This window comes from Streptosporangium sp. NPDC048047, assembly GCF_040653115.1.
In the GTDB taxonomy this organism is placed as follows: domain Bacteria; phylum Actinomycetota; class Actinomycetes; order Streptosporangiales; family Streptosporangiaceae; genus Streptosporangium.
Map to the genome: position 1 here is coordinate 11979 of NZ_JBEZNH010000082.1, position 17933 is coordinate 29911.

General features: G+C 68.7%; 14 protein-coding genes. 9 read left to right on the forward strand and 5 right to left on the reverse strand.

The genetic code is table 11. From position 1 onward, the window contains the following. Positions 1-547 precede the first annotated feature (547 nt). Both AB0D67_RS36705 and AB0D67_RS36710 read right to left on the reverse strand, forming a co-directional pair. Positions 548-955, reverse strand: coding sequence for a hypothetical protein (locus tag AB0D67_RS36705; RefSeq protein ID WP_362946312.1), 408 nt, complete (start codon positions 953-955; stop codon positions 548-550). After that, the gene (locus AB0D67_RS36710) at positions 952-1146 is read right to left on the reverse strand and encodes a hypothetical protein (protein ID WP_362946314.1); all 195 of its coding nucleotides are present in this window, start codon (positions 1144-1146) and stop codon (positions 952-954) included. Before AB0D67_RS36710 ends, AB0D67_RS36705 begins: the two co-directional genes overlap by 4 nt. A 267-nt stretch (positions 1147-1413) precedes the next feature. On the opposite strand from AB0D67_RS36710, the gene AB0D67_RS36715 reads away from it, so the two are divergent. The 5 genes from AB0D67_RS36715 to AB0D67_RS36735 all read left to right on the forward strand — a co-directional run bounded on the left by AB0D67_RS36715 (position 1414) and on the right by AB0D67_RS36735 (position 6642). Continuing rightward, the gene (locus tag AB0D67_RS36715) at positions 1414-3873 is read left to right on the forward strand and encodes a hypothetical protein (protein ID WP_362946316.1); all 2460 of its coding nucleotides are present in this window, start codon (positions 1414-1416) and stop codon (positions 3871-3873) included. A 61-nt stretch (positions 3874-3934) separates the two neighbouring features. Continuing rightward, on the forward strand, positions 3935-4204 hold the full coding sequence (locus AB0D67_RS36720) for a hypothetical protein (RefSeq protein ID WP_362946319.1): 270 nt from the start codon (positions 3935-3937) through the stop codon (positions 4202-4204). A gap of 2 nt (positions 4205-4206) precedes the next feature. Continuing rightward, the gene (locus AB0D67_RS36725) at positions 4207-4977 is read left to right on the forward strand and encodes a hypothetical protein (RefSeq protein ID WP_362946321.1); all 771 of its coding nucleotides are present in this window, start codon (positions 4207-4209) and stop codon (positions 4975-4977) included. A gap of 185 nt (positions 4978-5162) precedes the next feature. Beyond that, positions 5163-5711, forward strand: coding sequence for a MucR family transcriptional regulator (locus tag AB0D67_RS36730; protein ID WP_362946323.1), 549 nt, complete (start codon positions 5163-5165; stop codon positions 5709-5711). Between the two features lie 169 nt (positions 5712-5880). Next, positions 5881-6642, forward strand: a complete 762-nt coding sequence (locus tag AB0D67_RS36735; RefSeq protein ID WP_362946326.1) for a hypothetical protein — start codon at positions 5881-5883, stop codon at positions 6640-6642. A gap of 313 nt (positions 6643-6955) precedes the next feature. On the opposite strand, the gene AB0D67_RS36740 is transcribed toward AB0D67_RS36735, so the two are convergent. The 3 genes from AB0D67_RS36740 to AB0D67_RS36750 all read right to left on the reverse strand — a co-directional run bounded on the left by AB0D67_RS36740 (position 6956) and on the right by AB0D67_RS36750 (position 9947). After that, a complete protein-coding gene (locus AB0D67_RS36740; protein WP_362946328.1) occupies positions 6956-7324 on the reverse strand; it encodes a hypothetical protein in 369 nt (122 codons plus the stop codon). Between the two features lie 554 nt (positions 7325-7878). Continuing rightward, the gene (locus AB0D67_RS36745; RefSeq protein WP_362946330.1) at positions 7879-8739 is read right to left on the reverse strand and encodes a dihydrofolate reductase family protein; all 861 of its coding nucleotides are present in this window, start codon (positions 8737-8739) and stop codon (positions 7879-7881) included. A 26-nt stretch (positions 8740-8765) separates the two neighbouring features. Then, positions 8766-9947: a hypothetical protein gene (locus AB0D67_RS36750; protein ID WP_362946332.1), complete on the reverse strand. Its 1182-nt coding sequence runs from the start codon at positions 9945-9947 to the stop codon at positions 8766-8768. Between the two features lie 338 nt (positions 9948-10285). On the opposite strand from AB0D67_RS36750, the gene AB0D67_RS36755 reads away from it, so the two are divergent. From AB0D67_RS36755 to AB0D67_RS36770, 4 genes are all read left to right on the forward strand, one after another. After that, entirely contained in the window at positions 10286-11281 is a 996-nt protein-coding gene (locus AB0D67_RS36755) for an ABC transporter substrate-binding protein (protein WP_362946335.1), read from the forward strand. Further along, positions 11278-12747: a methyltransferase gene (locus AB0D67_RS36760; protein WP_362946337.1), complete on the forward strand. Its 1470-nt coding sequence runs from the start codon at positions 11278-11280 to the stop codon at positions 12745-12747. Before AB0D67_RS36755 ends, AB0D67_RS36760 begins: the two co-directional genes overlap by 4 nt. A gap of 228 nt (positions 12748-12975) precedes the next feature. Then, positions 12976-16389 (forward strand): DNA polymerase III subunit alpha, encoded by a 3414-nt coding sequence (gene dnaE, locus AB0D67_RS36765; RefSeq protein ID WP_362946340.1) that lies wholly within the window; start codon positions 12976-12978, stop codon positions 16387-16389. Between the two features lie 155 nt (positions 16390-16544). Further along, on the forward strand, positions 16545-16973 hold the full coding sequence (locus tag AB0D67_RS36770) for a hypothetical protein (protein WP_362946343.1): 429 nt from the start codon (positions 16545-16547) through the stop codon (positions 16971-16973). Positions 16974-17933 lie beyond the last annotated feature (960 nt).

A 17933-nucleotide genomic window follows, 5' to 3' on the forward strand; every position in this document is an offset into this window, starting at 1 on the left:
CGGAGAAACTGCTTAGGGCGCGACCGTGGAAGCTCCTCCTGGAAGATTTCCACCCGCGAGAGGAAGTCCCAGGCCATGAAGCGGTGCTACGCCGAACGGTACGGCGCCGATAAGAGCAACTGCTGCGTCAACGGCGATCGCCACGAGACGCCCGGCCTGATCTACTCCCTCACATCGTCGGCACCTGCACCATCGCCCAGGCCGAGCCTGGGAAGGTTGCATGAGCCCCACCACCGCCGTCTCGCGCCCTCGGGGCGAGAGGCCGCAGCCTGACCTTCTACCAGTGCCTGTGCGGGTGGCGGGGCCGCCTGTTCACTTTTGCGCGCGACGAGCTGGTGATCGGCCTGGAAGCCCTGTGGCATCTGGACAACCTGGAGCTAGCCTGCGCGAGGTGACCTCACCAACCCCGGGGCGAGACCGGCGCGGACCGCACGTTCCGGCAAGGAACCGACCCGGGCCGTTTCGAGGCGCCGCGGCTGGCGAGGCGCGTCCTCCTCGATGAGGAGGACCGGAGCGTCGTCGGGGAGGACGCGCCCGCCCTGACGGGCTACGGGATGAGGTCGATCTCCACGTCGGGATCAAGGGCCGTCAAGGGGAACGGGTTGGCCGTGACCACTGGCAGCCCGCGCCGCCGGGCCGCGTGCACGAGGCTGGCCGCGGTGAGCTGCTCGGCCGCGTACGGCCCGGCCGCCTTCAAGACGGCGGCCACGCCCGGCGCACTGCCGGGCGTCAGGTGCTCAACGACGACGATCTCCATGCCGAGCAGCGCATCCAGGATGGGCACGGCCTCGTCGGGAAGCTGGGCGAGCGCCGCGGTCAGCGCGGGCGCGGTGGTGACGATCGGCACCACGTACCCGCTGTGCCCGGCGCGCGACCACACCACGGCGTCGACGAACGGCGACGTACGTCGCGCCCAGCCGGTGAGTGCGCTGCTGTCGAGAATGCGGCCGATCACGCGGCGTGGCTACGGCGCGTGGCGAACTCCTCGTCCCGCAGGCGGGCGAGTTCGAGCATCTCGGCGTCGGGCTCTCCGCCAATGATCTCCCGTAGCAGGGCGAGGTTCCGGGCGCGCTGCTCGTCAGGGTAGACGATCGGCTCCTGGTCCTGGTCCTGGGGGGCGGGGGCTGGCTCCTGCTCGGCGTCCATGTCCTGAAGAGTACCCCGAGCGCGCCTGACGTCACCGGGGATCGGCAGCACGACAAGGCCGCTGCATCGGGGTGAGGAGCGCGGCCGCACCCCGACATGCGATTATCCAGGTAGGCCCGGTCGGTGGGCTGGGATGTCTCGACAGCAGCCCGCGAGTCCACCGGCCGGGCTTCCCACAGCAATCAATTGTCTACTTTCCTGGACAGTTGGTGGTCGTGGGTGAGATGCTCGACCTGTCGAGACATCCCACCCACGAAAGGCCATCCCATGGGCAACTCCCACTGGCCAGACGGCGCCCGCCCCGTCCGGCTCCCCGCCCGCGCCGAAGGCGCCGCCAAGTCCTGGATCAAGGCCCTGCACGCCGTCACCCCCGACGCAGCCGCCGACGCCAGGTCCAAGGGCGCCGCCCTGGACGGCGTGTTCCTGGAGCGCGCCGGCACCTACGCCCTGCAGCCCGGCGTCCTCCTGGTCGCCTATGACAAGGTCGGCGACGCCGCGACCGTCACCCTCTACAAGGTCATCGACAACGACGACGACCCGCTGGCCGCGGTCAAGACCTGGACGAACAAGCAGGGCATCATCGGGGCGGCGATGCTCAACGGCATCGCCGCCCAAGCCAAGAAGGCCAAGGGCGGCCTGCCCCGCATCGGCGGCCTGGCCTACATCACCATCGCCAAGCCCCCGCCGCCGTCCAACACGCGCGCCGAGGAATGCCACCTGTGCTACCGCACCGTCCCCGCCGGCCAGGGGATCCTCAACCGCGTCGGTAACCGGACCCGGGTCCAGCATTCACCCGACTGCCCGCCGTCCCCGCCCCAGCGCAACTCCTACGAGCAGGACTGCCGCCGGTGCGGCCAGCTCGTCCCCGCCGGCGTGGGCATCTTGTCCAGGTCCGGCCCTTACGCCCCGTGGGACGTCACCCACGATGGCGACTGCCCACCCAAGCCCACCGCGCCCGCCACGGCGGCCGCAGCCGTACGGCACAACGCCAAGCCCGGCACCTGCACCGACTGCCTGCAGAACGTCCCCACCGGCGCCGGCGAGCTGCACGGCGGACCCGGCACCTGGTCGGTCACCCACCACGGCCCCTGCCCGCCGCACCCGCTCAACCCGGACGGCGCCCCCACCTGGAAGATCACCAGCAGCGACTCGCCCACCCACGGGTTCCGCGAGGAGGGCTGGGCCGCCGGCACGGTGTTCCGCGCCACCCTGTGGAACGTCCCCGCCGAGGAACTGCCCGCCGCCGACACCCCCGGCTACGCGCGCGTCGACGAGCAGCGCGTCACGTTCATCGCGGTCGCGGTCGCCTTCGACTCCCACCGGGAGCAGGACTACGACGACGAGGAGTGGTACACCTACCTGACCACGATCGTGCGCGCCGCCACCCCTGAGGAGGCCGCCCCCGTCCTGGCCGCCGAGGCCAAGCGGGCGCACCGCGCCGAACTCGCCCGCCGCGTCGAGGCCCTGCTGACCGTCAGCAAGTACAAGCTGGCCACCGACGCCAACTACCCCAGCAGCGAGGAACTGCAGGGGGTCGCCTTCGGCGCGAAGGTCCCCATCCCCACCAGCGTGGCCGGGCGGGACTACCCCACCACCGTCCACGTCAACCACGACGCCGGGCTCGTGTGGACCTGGATCCACAACGGGCTCGACGGCGACGACTGGTCCGACAACAACGCCCGCAACGGCATCGCTGTCAGCCACCCCCTCACCGACGAACGACGCGAGCTGATCGCCGACCTGTACGCCGAGTACGACAACGCGGCCACGCTCGCCACCGAGATCGGCGCCCCCGCCGCCGAGGTCGCCGCCGTCTTGGACGCCGGATGGAGCGGCCAGCAGATCCGCGACGCCCGCCGCCTGTTCCGCCTCGACGAGCCCGGCGACGGCACGGCCCTCGCCGCCCGCACCCCCGACCAGTGGCGGCAAGCAGGCTGGTGGGAGCCATCGTGGTACCACAACAGGAAGTTCGGGCCGGCCGACGCCGCCCGCCTGGCCGACGCCGGAGTCTCCCCGGGTGAGGCAGCCGGCCGCGGCGGCACCACAGAGGAGATCCTCACCGCCAGGCCGCCGCACATCCCCGCCGACGCCACCCGCATCCTCATCCTGCCCCCCGAAGGGCATCACGGCCACTACCTCCGGCCGCTGGCGGCCATGACCGTCGAGCAGATGACCCAGCGCCTCACCCACTCCCCCGAACTATGGAAGTGGCGCCTGCAGGCCGACGCCGGGCCTCGCCCCGTGCACGTCACCAGCGGCTGGCAGGTGTGGGACGACGACGCCGTCACCCTCACCCACTGGATCCACGATCGGCCATCGCACACCGAGGAGAACGGCACCATGCCGCGGATCGTCTACGACGACGACCCGGCATGGCCGCAGGCCTTCACCGCAGACGGCGAGCGCCTGATCGGCCTGCTGCTCGGCGCCCGCAACGCCCGCGATGTCTTCGGCCCGGACAAACTCCACTGGCTCCAGGTGGCGCGCGACGCCGAAACCACCCGGGAGCAGGTCGACGAGAAACGCCGCGACCGTTACAGGAACGGATGCGGGGCCACCCTCTACCGCCACACCATCACCCGCCCCGGCCAGCCACCGGAGCACCTGTGGCACCTGGCGGAGGACGAGTGGCACCACGGCGAAGACGCCGACGCCACCGTCACCTACTCGCTGTACCGGGACGAGCCAGGCGCCCGCGCCGCCTACCGCGCGGTCGAACTCCACTAACCCACCCCGGGGGCCGCACCATCGCGGCCCCCGGGCCCGCACCATCCAAGGAGCACCACCGTTGACCGGCCAGCCCCAACCACCTCGCCCCATCCCGGCCGGGCTCTGCACCGTCGCCGAGCTGGCCCGCTGGCTGAACCGGCCGCCAGCCCAGCTCTACAAGAAGATCGACCGCGCCGCCGCCCGCGGCGAGACCCTCCCCGAACACGAGACCGACCCGCACACCGGGCGGCGCAAATTCGACCCCGAACCGTTCCACGCCTGGCTACTGTCACAGCCCGGACCCGGCAACCCCGCATTGAAGACCAGCCACCCCGCCCAAGGACAATGATCATGACGCACGCGATCGAACCAGCCAACTTGCACGAGATCAGCTGGCAGACCACGCTGTTCCTGCGCCACAACGCCCCCACGGAATGGGCGTACCTGCTCGACACCGGCATCCAGTTCCTGCTGCCCGACGAAGTGATCAAGAAGTCCAACAAGGAACGGGCCACATTCCTGGCCCGAGCCGAGGCCGATCGGATCCGGGCCGGCGAGCTGTACTACATCGACACCGAGGTCACCGACGAGGTAACCGGCTCCGGCCCGCTGCTCGGCGGCATCCACGTGCTCAGCGCCGACATGCTGCCCTCCCCCTCCGGGCTCATGCTGTGGAGCCGCGACGTCTCTGCGACCATGTCGGGTTTGCCGATCATCGCCTGTAGCTGGGGACAGCACGGCGACGGCGTATGGGTGAGCTGGTGGTCTGATGCGGTGGCCGCGGCTGAGGCCTTCGTCGCCAGCGGGACGCATACGCCGGAACAGGCCCATGCCTATCTCAGCGGCCACGGCGTCCTGGCCTTCGAGCGCGAGCGATTCCTGCCGTACGGGGTCGGCTTCCGGCAAGCACAAGCCCGCGAAGGCGAGAGCGCCACCACGATGGTGGAGGCCCTCACCGAAACGACCATCACCACCTGGGCCCTCATCGCCACTCAGCGGGTGGAGGTCGTTGATATCCACCCCGAGCGGCACGTCAAGCGGCGCCTGGAGCGGGACGGCCTCACGGTTGGCCCCGTCCACCACATCACCGGTCTCCGGCCGGAAAAGCCAGCCGCCGAGTGACGGCCTCCTCCTGAGCGGCCCGCGCTCGGACGGGGCTCCCGGCGTGAAGCTGGGCGGGCTCAGCCGAGGTCGACCTCCACGAAGTACCGGTCGGCGGCCATCGTCCGCCGCCGCTCCAACCCCTGACCTCCTGCCTGGCGCCGATCAGCGCCAGAAACAACCCCCTCGACGACACGGAGCAGCGGATGCTGGCCTACGGAGACCCGGACGGGCACGGCGTCTATGGGCAGCTCACCTACACCGACAACGGGGAGCGGGTGATCTGCCACGAGTGCGGCACCGAGAAACGAGCACTCGGCACTCACGCCTGGTACGCCCACCAGATCACCGCGGCCGAATACCGCGAACGACACGGCCTGTCAGTCCGGCGCGGCCTGGCCGCCCCCGCGACGACCGCCCGGTTCGCGGCCAACGGCAGGAAAGAGCCGGCGCTGCGCGCCCTGGCCGAGAACCGCGACCCCAACCGGGCCCGCGCGGCGAACCGGCGTAACGGGCAGCAGCGAGCGCAAACCATGGCGATCCGCCGCGAAACCGGCGGCCGGAGCCGTCTGGGCCGCTCCTTGACCCCTGGTGAGGTCAAGCGCCTCGCCGGCGCCAAGTCGATCGCAGCGTGGGCAGCCATCGCGTGGACGCTCATCGCGGACGGCGCCAGCCAGCGCAGCATCGCCCGGTCCACCGGCGTGAACCCAGCGACCGTACACCAGCGGGTAACTCGCTTCTCACCACCGAGGTAAAGCGGCGGAGCTTCAGCCGCGGTTGGCCGCCATAAGATGGCGGCCAACCGTGTCCACTCCACCGTCGTCCATCTGTGACGGGTGGAAGACCAAGAACGCCTCATCGCCCCTTCGAGGGAACCCGGCCCGGAACCTCCGGCCGGGTATCAGCCATCCCTCGGAGAGCACTGTGCTGATCAACCTCACCCCGCACGCTCTTACCCTCTACTCCCCCACCACCTCTGACGTCCTGGCCGACCCCGCCGAGGGCGTCCTCGCCATCTGGCCGGTCGCCGGCGTACCGGTTCGCTGCGCGGAGACCCGGCAGGACGCCGGAACGATCACTGTCACCACCCCGGACGGCGCCCGCGTGGACGTGCCGGTCAGCGACGTCGGGTTCGGAGCGATCTCGGCCCTGCCCGATCCTCGCCCCGGCGTTGTCTACGCCGTGAGCCGGGCCACAGCCGAGCGGGCAGACGGCCGCTTCGACGTGGTCTATCCCGACCGGCTCGTCTACTCTCCGGCTGGGCGCACCCTCGGATGCCGGGCCTTCGCTCGCGTCCCGCAGGAGGAGCCGGAGATCTACGACGACTACACCCTCGCGGACCCGCGCGGCATTCTGCGCGGCGAGCGGTGGGAGAACCATCTCGACGGCGTGACGGTGGCAATCCACCCGCCGCGCCTGTACGAGCGGTTGGGGACGATCTACATGACGGTAAGCGGAACGTCGGTGCATTTGGACGGCGGATCCTCTGAGCAGATGGCCGAAGCCTTGGGCTATGCCCGCGCCCGGGCGGCCGCCCAGCCGTGCCCGCGCTGCCCCGAAGTCGGAGAGCCGATCACTCCTGACGCTGCGATGTGGCGCTGCCTGAATGGGCACACCTTCAACCCTGAGATTGAACTCCAGCAGCTGCGCCCATGCCAGTCCTGCGGCGGCTACGGCGTGCGCTGAGCCTCATCCGGCCGCCTGGCAACGACTCCGTTACGGCTGTGAACTATGGGGCAAATGGGGCATCCTGTTAAGGGAGGACCCCATGGACACGCTCAAAGACCTCGCTGACGACGAACTCCGCCTCGCGTTCGCCCTCATCGAGGCCCTGCACGACGAAGCGGAACGACTCGCCAGCGACTGACGACTCTACGGCCCGGCCCTCGCTGGGATCGGGCCCTGCCTCAGCGAGGGGTGACGGCGCGCGGCCCCTCGGGACATGAAGAGGCGGCCCCGTCTCGACTCGACGGGGCCGCCTCGACGGGCACGGCAGATGTTACTTGGCCGGGAGTTCCTCGACGGGGTTGCCGTCCTCATCCCTCGGGGTCGCGGGGATGGGGTTGTCGTCCCGATCGGAGCGGAGCCCGTTCTTCAACCAGCTCGGCGACAGGCCCTTGACCCCGCACATGCGGGCAAATTCCTGGACGTCGAAGTTCGGGTCGGCGCCCCAGAGGACCTGGGCGGTCACCCACATGACGTTGACCTTCACGGAGTGGGCTTCTCGCGGGGTGAGGGGCGTGCCGTTGACAGCGTTCGTGTCCCGCTCCCGCTGGTGGCCGGCGCGGTCGAGACGGTAGTGCGCGTCGCTCCAGTCGTGTCCGGCGATCTCCGCGGCGAACTCACGCGCAAGACGACTAAGGGCCATGGTCCCTCCTCTAGGACGGGGCGGCTGGGGTGACCATCCGAATAGGTCGCCGCCCGATTGGCTGACCTTCAGCGTACGCGCCCCTTGCGGCGGCCGCCATGATTTCAGCGGGCCAGGGCCGCGCGGAGCGCGATCCGGTCGCCGGCGTACAGTTCGACCATCACCGCCAGGACCCGCCCCTCCTGCTCGTCGGCCAGGGGGAGAACTGCTCCAGCACCGGTGTGGCCGGCAGCAGCTCCATCAGGCGCTCCTCCTCGCTGGGCATCCGCGCGATGAATGTCGCCTCGTGGACGACGCCGAGCCCGGCCCATCCCAGCCACGCCGCGTCCGGTTCCTCAGCGGTTTTGGCCCGCGCGGCTCCAGGGCCCGCTCGACCAGCTCGGCGGCGAGGTAGACGTCAGCGATCGGGCCCGGCCGGATCGCGCGACGGCGCACCACCTCGGCAGCGTCCGGCGTGAGCACCGCGACGGAATCGGGCGGCTCGATATGCCGACCTCGACCCGCGCACCGGCCTCCCGGTTTCACCGTCCAGGCTCGCGTCGACGAGCTCGCGTTCAGGAGAAGATGCGCTGTCCCCGCATCCGCACCCACCTGCCCGCTCTGCCGACCTCGACGAGCCGGAACCCGGGCGGCAGCATGAGTGCGCCTCCCTCTCGGAAGGCCGCCGATGGGCCGGGATCTTGGTGGTAGATCACGACCTCGTCAAGAAGACCGTCGGCCAGGAGATGGGCGGCAAGGGACGCTGATCCGTCCACCAGCACAGAGCGGACACCGGCGGCGTACAACTCGGCCAGGCTGCCTGGGCGGGTGAGATCCATCCTCCCTGCTGGCAGCATCATCATGCCGGGGTTGTGACCGCCTGGCACGCCTTCTTCGAGATGACTGTTGTGCAGTACCGCATCGACACTGCTGCGCAGCTCGTATGCGGCTGACGTGAGCGGCAGCGCCTCGGTGATGCCAGCAGGCCCGATGGCGTAGCTCCATATGAGCCTCGGGCGCGATGCCGCCAGTGTGGCCCGCCATGCGCCGAGCACCAAGAGCGCCTCCTCGGCCAGGACATCCGTCTCCACGCTGATACCAGCGGCACGTAGCGCTGCGGCTCCCCCCTCGCCGCGAGAGGTGGGGTCGATCACCGCGATGACCACTCGGGCGATTCCAGCATCGATCAGTAACTGTCGGCAGGCCGGTGCCAGCCCCACGTGATTGCACGGCTCCAGGGTCACCGCGGCGGTGCCGCCTCGGGCCGCCTCACCAGCCGCACGTAGAGCGTTACCCTCAGCGTGAGCTTCTCCTTTACGCGCGTGATATCCCTCAGCGATGGGATGGCCGTCGGAGCTGAGGATGACGCAGCCCACCGGCGGATTCGGGCTGGTCGTTCCCAAGCCGTGCGCCGACAGAGCGATCGCATGGCGCATCGCCTGATGCTCAGCGACGGAGGCCATCAATAGGCCGCTGTGGTGAGCGCGTCGTGAAGCTCGGCGACGGCCGGCAGACGCCGATAATGCTGGAGAGAGCGGTCGACCGAGGTAACCACGGTCAGGATCCTAGTCGATCCTGAACCGCGGGCGATCTTCAGCGCGTCAGCACCGACTTTGGCGGCTTGCTCGGGCTCTCCGGTGGCGACGTAAGCGCGGGCGAGCCCGGCGAGCGCCATGCCGCGGTCTCGCTGATACACCGGTGGCAAATGCCGCATCGCGGCTTCGTAGCCGCTGACGGCCCGCTTGGCCTGGCCCAACTCCATCCAGCAGCAGGCCCGCTGGACCTCCAGATAGGCGCCGGTGCAAAACGAGCCGTGTCCGGCTCGGGCGTCTCCGTCGTCGGCGACCGCAGCCCAGGTGTGCGCTTCATCCAAGAGTTGCTGACAGGTTCGCTCCTCGCCGTTCAAGGCCTGACCGTGGGCGTGCTGCTGCAGCAGTGCAGCCCGCATCGGGGCGGGCAGGCGGTCGGCGTCGCGCAGGCTCGAGAGGGTTAGCGTGATCACCTCCTGAGGAAGGCGCTGCGCAGTTGCCTGCTGGCTACGGCGGAACATCGTCCAGGTGACCATTAGACCGTCGCGCGCTTCATACGCCCAATTCATGGCTTGATCGGTCCACTGACAAGCCTCTTTTAGCTCACCGGTGTCCTCATGCAGCCACGCGGCGGACTCGGCGTACTGGGCCGCAAGGCCTAAGACGGCTCGCCGGTCAGAGTCGCGAACCGACGGCAAGAGCCCTTCCAGCAGGTCGATCTGCTCGTGCACACCGCGCAGCGTGTGACGTGGGCCCAGCAGATTGTCACGTTTGACCAGCAGATGCCACTGCTCACGGAGCAGGTTGATGGCGTCGGCGAAGCCGCCGTCCAGCTCTAGGGCGAAGGACGGCGTCGACGTCTCGGCGAACAGTTCCTCATCGGACAGACCGAACACGCGGCAATACAGGGTGCGGTACGGCTCGTCCGGTTTATGGGCTCCCCGCTCATAGTCCTTGATCCGCCGCACGATGGAGTCTCGCTTCGGAAACTGAGCGCGCGCATGCTCAGGGGCTGCCTGCACCATCGCAGTGGCCAAATCGCTTTGGCTCCATAGCCGTTTCTGCCGTTCGGCGCTCAGCCGCTCAGCCCACGCCGGAACCTGCGCGGGGACCACCAAAAGAACCTCCAGGTCAGGGATTGGGGACACACCCTCTGTCCCCAATTGTCCCCCAGGGGCGAGCCCTGCGGTCGCGTCCAAAGCAGTTTCTCCGCGTGTGCCGGGATCCTCGCAGGTCAGGCGATGGGGACACACCCCCTGTCCCCAATCGTCCCCTAAACGCACCTGTTCAAGAACGTCCTTGATCCGCTGAGATGAAGACGCCCCCGGCGCCGCCGCCGATGGCCGCCCCGCTGTCTCGCGTAGGGCGATCCGGCCACCGCGCCGGCAGAGCTATCCCCTGGCGCCGGGCCTCCGCGCGGGCCACCGGTGCCCTTTCTCCCCTGGAGTCCGCCATGCGTCGATTTCTGCATGCCATCGTGCTACTGCCTTTGGTGGTAGCGCCGGGGTGTGCGTACTCATCTGATAACCCCGCAACCACCGTGGTGGAGAAAGGCCACATCGTGGTCGGTGCGATGCCGATCCCTGACGCCGCTCCGCTGTACATCGCTCAGAAACGAGGATTCTTCACCGCCGAAGGACTGACTGTCGACATCCAGGCCGTCCAAGGCGCCGGCTACGCCATCCCCCGGCTCATCGGTGGCGGAATGGACATCGCCATCCTCAACTACATCACCGCGATCAAGGCTCACAGCCAAGGATTGAAGCTTCGCTTGATCGCCGACAGCTACCAGGCGGGCCCGGGCACCTTCCTGTTGATGGTCACCAAGAACTCTCCGATCGCATCCCCTGCGGATCTACGAGGAAAAACGATCGCGGTGGCAACCCTCCAGAGCATCGGCACCCTGACCACCGAAGTCGCACTGAAGATCCATGGCCTAACCGCCAAGGATGTGACGATGGTAGAGATCCCTCTGCCGAACATGCCCGCCGCCCTGGAAGCCGGCACCGTGGATGCATGCTGGATGACGGAACCCTTCATCAATGCCGTGAGCATTAAGGGCGCCCGCAAGCTCTGGGACGTCATGAGCGGCCCAACAGAGGGCTTCCCGATCGCCGGCTGGGGTGTCAGCGAGCAATTCGCGGCCAAGCACCCGAAGACCATTGCCGCATTTCAGCGTGCCTTAGCCAAAGCGCAGCACCTCGCGGCGGCCGATCGGGGAGTGGTCACTGCAATCTTGCCGACCTACACGAAGATCGGCCCGGAAACCGCGAAGCTGATCACCTTGGGGACCTTCCCGACCTCTATAGCAACGCGACGGCTGCAGCGCGTCGCCGACACCATGAGAGACTATGGCTATCTGACCGCCCCGGTCGACGTGAGCAAGATGCTCTTGCCCCAGGCCGGACCTGCAGAAACGCCGACGACGTCACACGGAGCCAGGCCATGACGTCGTTGCCTCCCTTCCCCACGCGCCGCGTCGACGATCTGGGCCCGAAGGAGGGGCGCAGTCCGGCGGGCCCGCGTGATGACGTGCAACGCATCATCGGGACGGTGTGGGACTTCAGCGCCTTGCTGGTGTTCGACGAGCTGAACATGATCGGCCACCTGGCGGATGAACCCTTGACAGTCGATGAGCTCGCCGAGCGATGTGGTGCTCACTCCGGCGCTCTCCGACGGGTCCTGCGGACTCTGGAGCCGTATGACCTGGCCCGGCTTAGATGGGGTGAGCGATGGGCGCTGACGGCTATCGGCACCTTCCTGCACGACGATACCGGCGAGGCGATTCGGCGCTACGTAAGGAAGCGTGCCGAACCGCATCGGTGGCAGGAGGTGCCCACCTGGCCGGAGCAGGTCACCGAAGGCCGGCGTGTCACTCCGTCGTCCAGGAGGCTCCGCCGTGGTCTCGGCGCCAGCGCCAGCATCCGTTTGAGCGATCTGCTCGACAGCGTCGATGACTTCGGGGCTTTGTTCGTCGCGGCCCAGCTCGGGCTGGCCGACCGGTTGGCGAGCACGCCGATGTGCATCGAAGAATTGACCACGGAGTACGGCGCAGACGGCAAAACTCTGAGCTGGATGCTACAACGGCTCATCTCCCACGGGCTGTTCACACGCAAGGGTGACCTGTATGCGACGCGCCCGGCGGGAGAGACCCTCCAACAGGACCGGGCGGACTCGATGCGCCTGGCGGTGTTGATGAATGGCCAGATGCTGTGGTGGGAGATGCTGCGGCGCCTTCCCGACACCGTCCGCCTCGGTGCGCCGACACTTCCTGATGGGAGCTCTTCGACGTACGCCTACCTCGCTGCCCATCCTGACATCCTGGCGAGATTCCAGGCGTTCATGGCCGCGCGGACCTACCCCGTAGCGCGGTGGCTCGCCGCAGAAGCGGCTCCCGGGAGCACCGTGGTGGACGTAGGCGGCGGTCACGGCACCGTTCTTGCGGAGATATTGCAGGCGCAGCCCACCTGCCGCGGTGTCCTGCTCGAGCGTCCTGACGTCATCCTCGCAGCCCGCGACTCCCTCGCCGGCCGTGGTCTGCTGGAGCGCTGCACCCTGATGGCGGGGGACTTCTTCGCTGAGGTTCCGGCCGGTGGAGACACCTACATCCTGGGCAGTGTCCTGCACAACTGGAGCGATGATCACGCCAGGCGCATCCTGAAGCGGGTCCGCGAGGCGATGATGCGTACCGGCGGCAGTCGCCTGTGGTGCATCGATGCATTGCTGCCCTTCAATGATGAGCCTCATCCTGGTCGCAGCCTGGACATGCGGATGCTCAGTCTGTTCGGCGCGGGACAGGAGCGCACGCGCCGCGAGTACGAGGCCCTGCTGGCCGACGCTGGACTCACGGTGCGCCGGCAGATACGGCTCCCCCATGCCCTCACAATGACCGAAGCGGTCATCGCGGCTCGATGAACCCTTCCCCTGCGACCCTCCCTGAGCTGGTGTAAGGACCGGACTAGGTCCCGCCTGGTCCATGTGACCAGGCGGGACCTCGTTGCTTCAGCCGCTGCGGCAAAACCTTCTCTTCTGGGGTGAGTTCAGGCGTGTCGGGTCGCCTGCCCCGGATCATCCGGCGCATAGTGATCGAACGTGTATTCGATGCTGATGCTCCCCCTTCGGCCCGCCGAATGGGAGGACGCTATGCCAGAGGACTTCACGCATCTTCACGTCGCCAGCGGGTTTTCGCTGCTGTACGGCGCCTCGTCACCCCAGGCGCTGGTCGATCGAGCGCGCTCGCTGGGCATGTCGTCGCTGGCGATCACTGACCGCGACAGTCTGGCCGGGGTGAACCGTTTCTCCGCGGCGTGCCGCAACGCGCGCCTGCGGCCACTGTTCGGCGCCACCATCGCCATACAACGGCCACCCTCACCCTCCTTCCCGGGCGCGCCTGTGGAGGAGGGCGCACCTGGAGAGCGGGCGACGTTCCTGGCCCGGGACGCGCAGGGATGGGCCGCCTTGTGCCGGCTGGTGTCGGCAGCGTACGCGGGCGGCCGTGCACGACCGCTCCTCGACCGGCAGGCACTGGCCGCTCACGCCAGACGCGGCAGCCTGACGGTGTTGCTGGGACCCGACTCCGACCTCGGCTCGGCGCTCATCGAGCGCGATGGTCAGACGGCGGCGTGGCGGCTGCGCACCTGGCAGGACCTGTTCGGAGCAGAGGCGATCCGGGTGGAGATCGTCTGCCACTTCGCCCCGCCGCCGCACCCGGGCTCACTGCTGCTGGCCGGCCGCATGCTGTCCTTCGCCGTCCAGCAGAAGGTGTCCCCCGTCTTGACCAACGCCGTGCGACACGCTGAGCGCTCTGCGGCGCGCGTGTGCGACGTACTGGCCGCCTGCCGTCGCCGCCTGCCGGTGGCCCAGGCCCGTCACGTCAACGCCGAGGCTTACCTGAAGTCTCCGGCCGCGATGAGACGCATCGCCCAGGAGGTCACCGCGGTCGCCGGTCTGAGCTCCTCGGCTGCGGCCCGGCTGCTGGCGCACACCGCTACCACCGCCGAGGAATGCGTGATGGACCCTCTTGCGGATCTGGGCATCGGGACGGGACGCCTCCGCTGCCCCGAAGCCCACCTCGTCGGGGCGGTGGGGTCTGCTGATGCCGCCTTGCGTGCACGATGCGAGGCCGGTTTGCGTACCCGCGGCCTGGAAGCCGATCAGGAGGCGCTACGGCGGCTGGAGTCGGAGCTGTCGGTGATCGCACAGCAGGGGTATGCGACGTACTTCCTGACGGTCGCCGACATCACCGGCATGATCCGCGCGATGGGGATACGGTCGTCGGCCCGCGGATCAGCCGTCGGCAGCCTGGCCGTCTACACGCTCGGTATATCGCAGGTGGATCCGCTGCGCCACGGCCTGCTGATGGAACGGTTTGTATCCATGCGCCGCCGCTCGCTGCCCGACATCGACCTGGACGTGGAGTCCGCCCGGCGCCTGCAGGTCTACCGGGCGATTCTTACCCGCTACGGCGCCGAGCGCGTCGCCGCGGTGGCGGCCCCCGTCACCTACCGGGTCCGCAGCGCCATCCGCGACGTCGGCGCAGCGCTCGGCATCGACCCGGGCGAGATCGCCGCCTTGGCCACGGCGTTCCCGCGCATCCGGGCCCGCGACGCGCGCCAGGCCATGAGCCAGTGGCCGCAGCTGGCCGCCCGCGGCATCCACCCCGGCCACCTGCGGCTGGTGTGGGAGCTGGTGGAGGCCCTGGACGGGCTGCCGCATCACCTGGCGATGCACCCGTGCGCGGTGGTGATCTCCGACGCCACATTGCTGAACCGCGTTCCCGTGCAGCCCGTCGCCGCCGAGGACGAGACCGGCGTGATGATGACCCAGTTCGACAAAGACGACGTCGAAGCATTCGGCCTGCTCAAGCTCGACGTGCTGGGAGTGCGGATGCACTCGGCGATCGCTCACGCCCTCAAGGAGATCCGCCGCGTCGACGGCCGATGCGTCGACCTCGACGACCCGCGTCAGGTGCCGCCGGACGACCCCGAGACGTTCACGCTGATCCGCTCGGCCGACACCCTGGGGTGCTTTCAGATCGAGTCCCCCGGTCAGCGTGACCTGCTGAGCCGTCTGCAGCCTGAACATGCAGACGATCTCATCACCTGCATCTCCCTGTTTCGTCCAGGGCCGGCCGCCGCCGACATGATCGCACCGTTCCTCGCCGCCCGGCACGGCCATGCACCGCCGGTGCGCCTGCACCCCGACCTCGCCCCGATCCTGACGGAGACCTGCGGCATGGTCGTCTTCCATGAACAGCTCATCCGCATCCTGGCCACCATGACCGGCTGCGATTACGGGCGCGCGGACGAAGCCCGCCGCGCCCTGGCCGATGAGACCGCTACGCTCGCGGTGCACGACTGGTTCACCGCCGCAGCCGCCAACCGCGGCTATGACGCCACCACTGCCGATCGCGTCTGGCGGATCGTCGCCGCCTTCGGCGCATTCGGGTTCGCCAAGGCCCACGCCGCCGCGTTCGCCCAGATGAGCCTGCAGTCGGCGTGGCTGAAGGCCCACCATCCGGCCGCCTTCTACGCCGGGCTGCTCACCCACGACCCGGGCATGTACCCCAAGCGGCTGCTCCTGGCCGACGCGCGCCGCGGTGGCGTGAGGATCCTCGGCCTGGACATCAACCACAGCGGCGCCGGCTACCGGATCGAACCTCTCCCCGGCCGCGGGCCCGCGGACCTGAGCTACGGGGTGCGGCTCGCCTTGGGAGAGGTCAAGGGCATGACCAGCAGCGACATCACCCGCATCACCGCCGGACGGCCGTATGCGTCGCTGGCCGACTGCCTCCGGCGAACACGTCTCAGCCTGCCGGTCCTCGAACGTCTTGTTCTGGCGGGCGCATTCGACGACCTTCACGGCCTGTGCCGCCGCAGCGGCCGCCACCCCGTCAGCGGACTCAACCGCCGGGACCTGCTGCTGCAAGCCGGAGACCTGCACCGGAAAAGATCACCTGAGGCGCGGGGGCGGTACGGCAGCCGCCGCAAAGCCCAGGCGCCCGCTTCACCCCCCATCGATCACGCCCAGCAGCTGCCCTTAGAACTCGAGCTGGACGACACACCGCGTCGCCATGGCCTGGCGGACCTGACCGGTGCCGATCAAGTCACCGCCGAACTGGAGATCCTCGGCCTGGACGCCAGCAGGCACCTCATCACCGTCTACCAGCCCCTGCTGCGTGAACTGTCCGTCACCGCCGTCGACCGCCTGCCGACCTGCCCCGACCGCAGCTGGGTGCTGGTGGCCGGCGCGAAAGCGGCCTTGCGCACCCTGCCCCCCAACCAGGGGCGCCACGTCATGTTCTGCAGTCTCGACGACGGCACCGGCATCACCGACGTCGTCATCAGCGGCGCGGCCTACACCCGGTACGCGGTCACGGTGGAGGACGCACCGCTGCTGCTGGTGCGCGGCCAGATCCGCCGCCGCGGCCCACGCAGCGTGTCGGTCACCGCCACCTCCTGCTGGGGCCTGACCGCCCTCGACGACTCCCAGCGCCGAAGCGTTCGGAACACCTCGCCGCCACCTGAAGACGCCACGTCCGCTCCTGCGCGCCGTTGATCCGAGACAGCGTCCGGAAAACGAACGCGGACACTAACCCGGCCGGGCTGGAACCCTCCGCTGCGAAGCGGACACCAGACGATCACCAGCGCGAAAAGACGTTAACGATCGCCTGTGCTACCTGTCCGCCTCACCTGCGAAAAAGGGAGAGGCGCATGACCGCGTACGGAACCGGCGGCGGCATCAGCATCAAGATCTTCCCGGGCGACGGGACGGCGATCAGCGTTGGCTGGGACATCAGCCTGGAGCAAGCCGAGGACTACGTCGGCCATCTGACGGCCCGCTGGCACCGGCCGGCCGACTGGGTGGCCCTGGCCGGATACGACACCCCCTTCGTCACCATGACGTTCGGGCAGCCGGAATGCGACCCCGGCGCGCACGCCTGTGTGACACTGGCGCACGAAGACGGCACCGAGGTACGGGCACTGTGGCAGATGGAAGTCGACACCGCCCACGACTACATGCGGATACTGGCCCTGATGCACGGTGCGTTGCCGAACTGGTCCTACCTCGACCTCGCCGGGCGGCCCGTTGCCGAATTCCAGCGGGCCGATGACGGCAGCGAACCGCTCGACATCGGCTGACCACGAATCGGCGGCCCCACCGTAGGGCCATCCGCCTTCCGGGGGTCGCGCCGGGTCCGGCGCCGCCAGAGACCTACCACGGAACCTGCGCAAGCGAGCGGCACTCCACTCATCCGCCGCACTTGGACAAGGGCCGCCCGCTTACGCCGAACCTGCGGTCGAGACGGTCTCGGCGCCTAACCCGGCGCTGGCTCGACCTGCGGAAGGACGTATGACCGGCCACGTTGAACAGCATCAGGACCCTTTGAAGAGACCTGCCCCTCAGGCACAAGAGCACGCCTTCGGTCCGGCCCCTGCACGAGCTGGCGGCCGCCCCATGACACCTCGCATTCACAGATCGGACGATGTCGGCTCCGCTTGGCAAGGTGCCCTCATGAACGACACTCCTCTCCTCGCCGCCCTTGTCGACCAGGCTGAGTACGCCGAAGCCGTGTAGATGGTCGTCGACGTTGCGGGGGCTTGCTGCTACGACGGCACCTCTCCTTTTGTTCTGAAAAACAGGTCACCATCTTTACATTGTAGATTCATTCTAGAGAGGCATTCACTAGGTCTGGATCGCAGCCGACCGCGTTGAGTGCAGGGTTTGAGCACCGCTTCAGCTAGAGCAGATCCACTGAGACACGATGATCAGACTGTATGCAGCCCGGAGGACAGCCTGGCGCCGCACGATGTGCTCAGCGTCGGCGCGGTGAAGGACATCGTCTCCCGCCGCGAGGTGAGAGGCGAATGCGATATTGCCCGCAGAAGCCTGAGCGTGCATATGGTCGATCAGGTACTCCAGTCTGGCCCGTGCGGTGTTCGGCAGCGCCTCCCGGCCGGCCTCGCCAAGACCGTAGGCGTCAGCGAGGCTGCTCCTGGATGGGGTCGAGGATCTTCCGGTCTTCACCGTCGAGTCCGTGGCCACGTGTAAGCGGTCATCTAAAACTCCAGGTCGGCGGACAGGTCATTCCAGGTGGACGG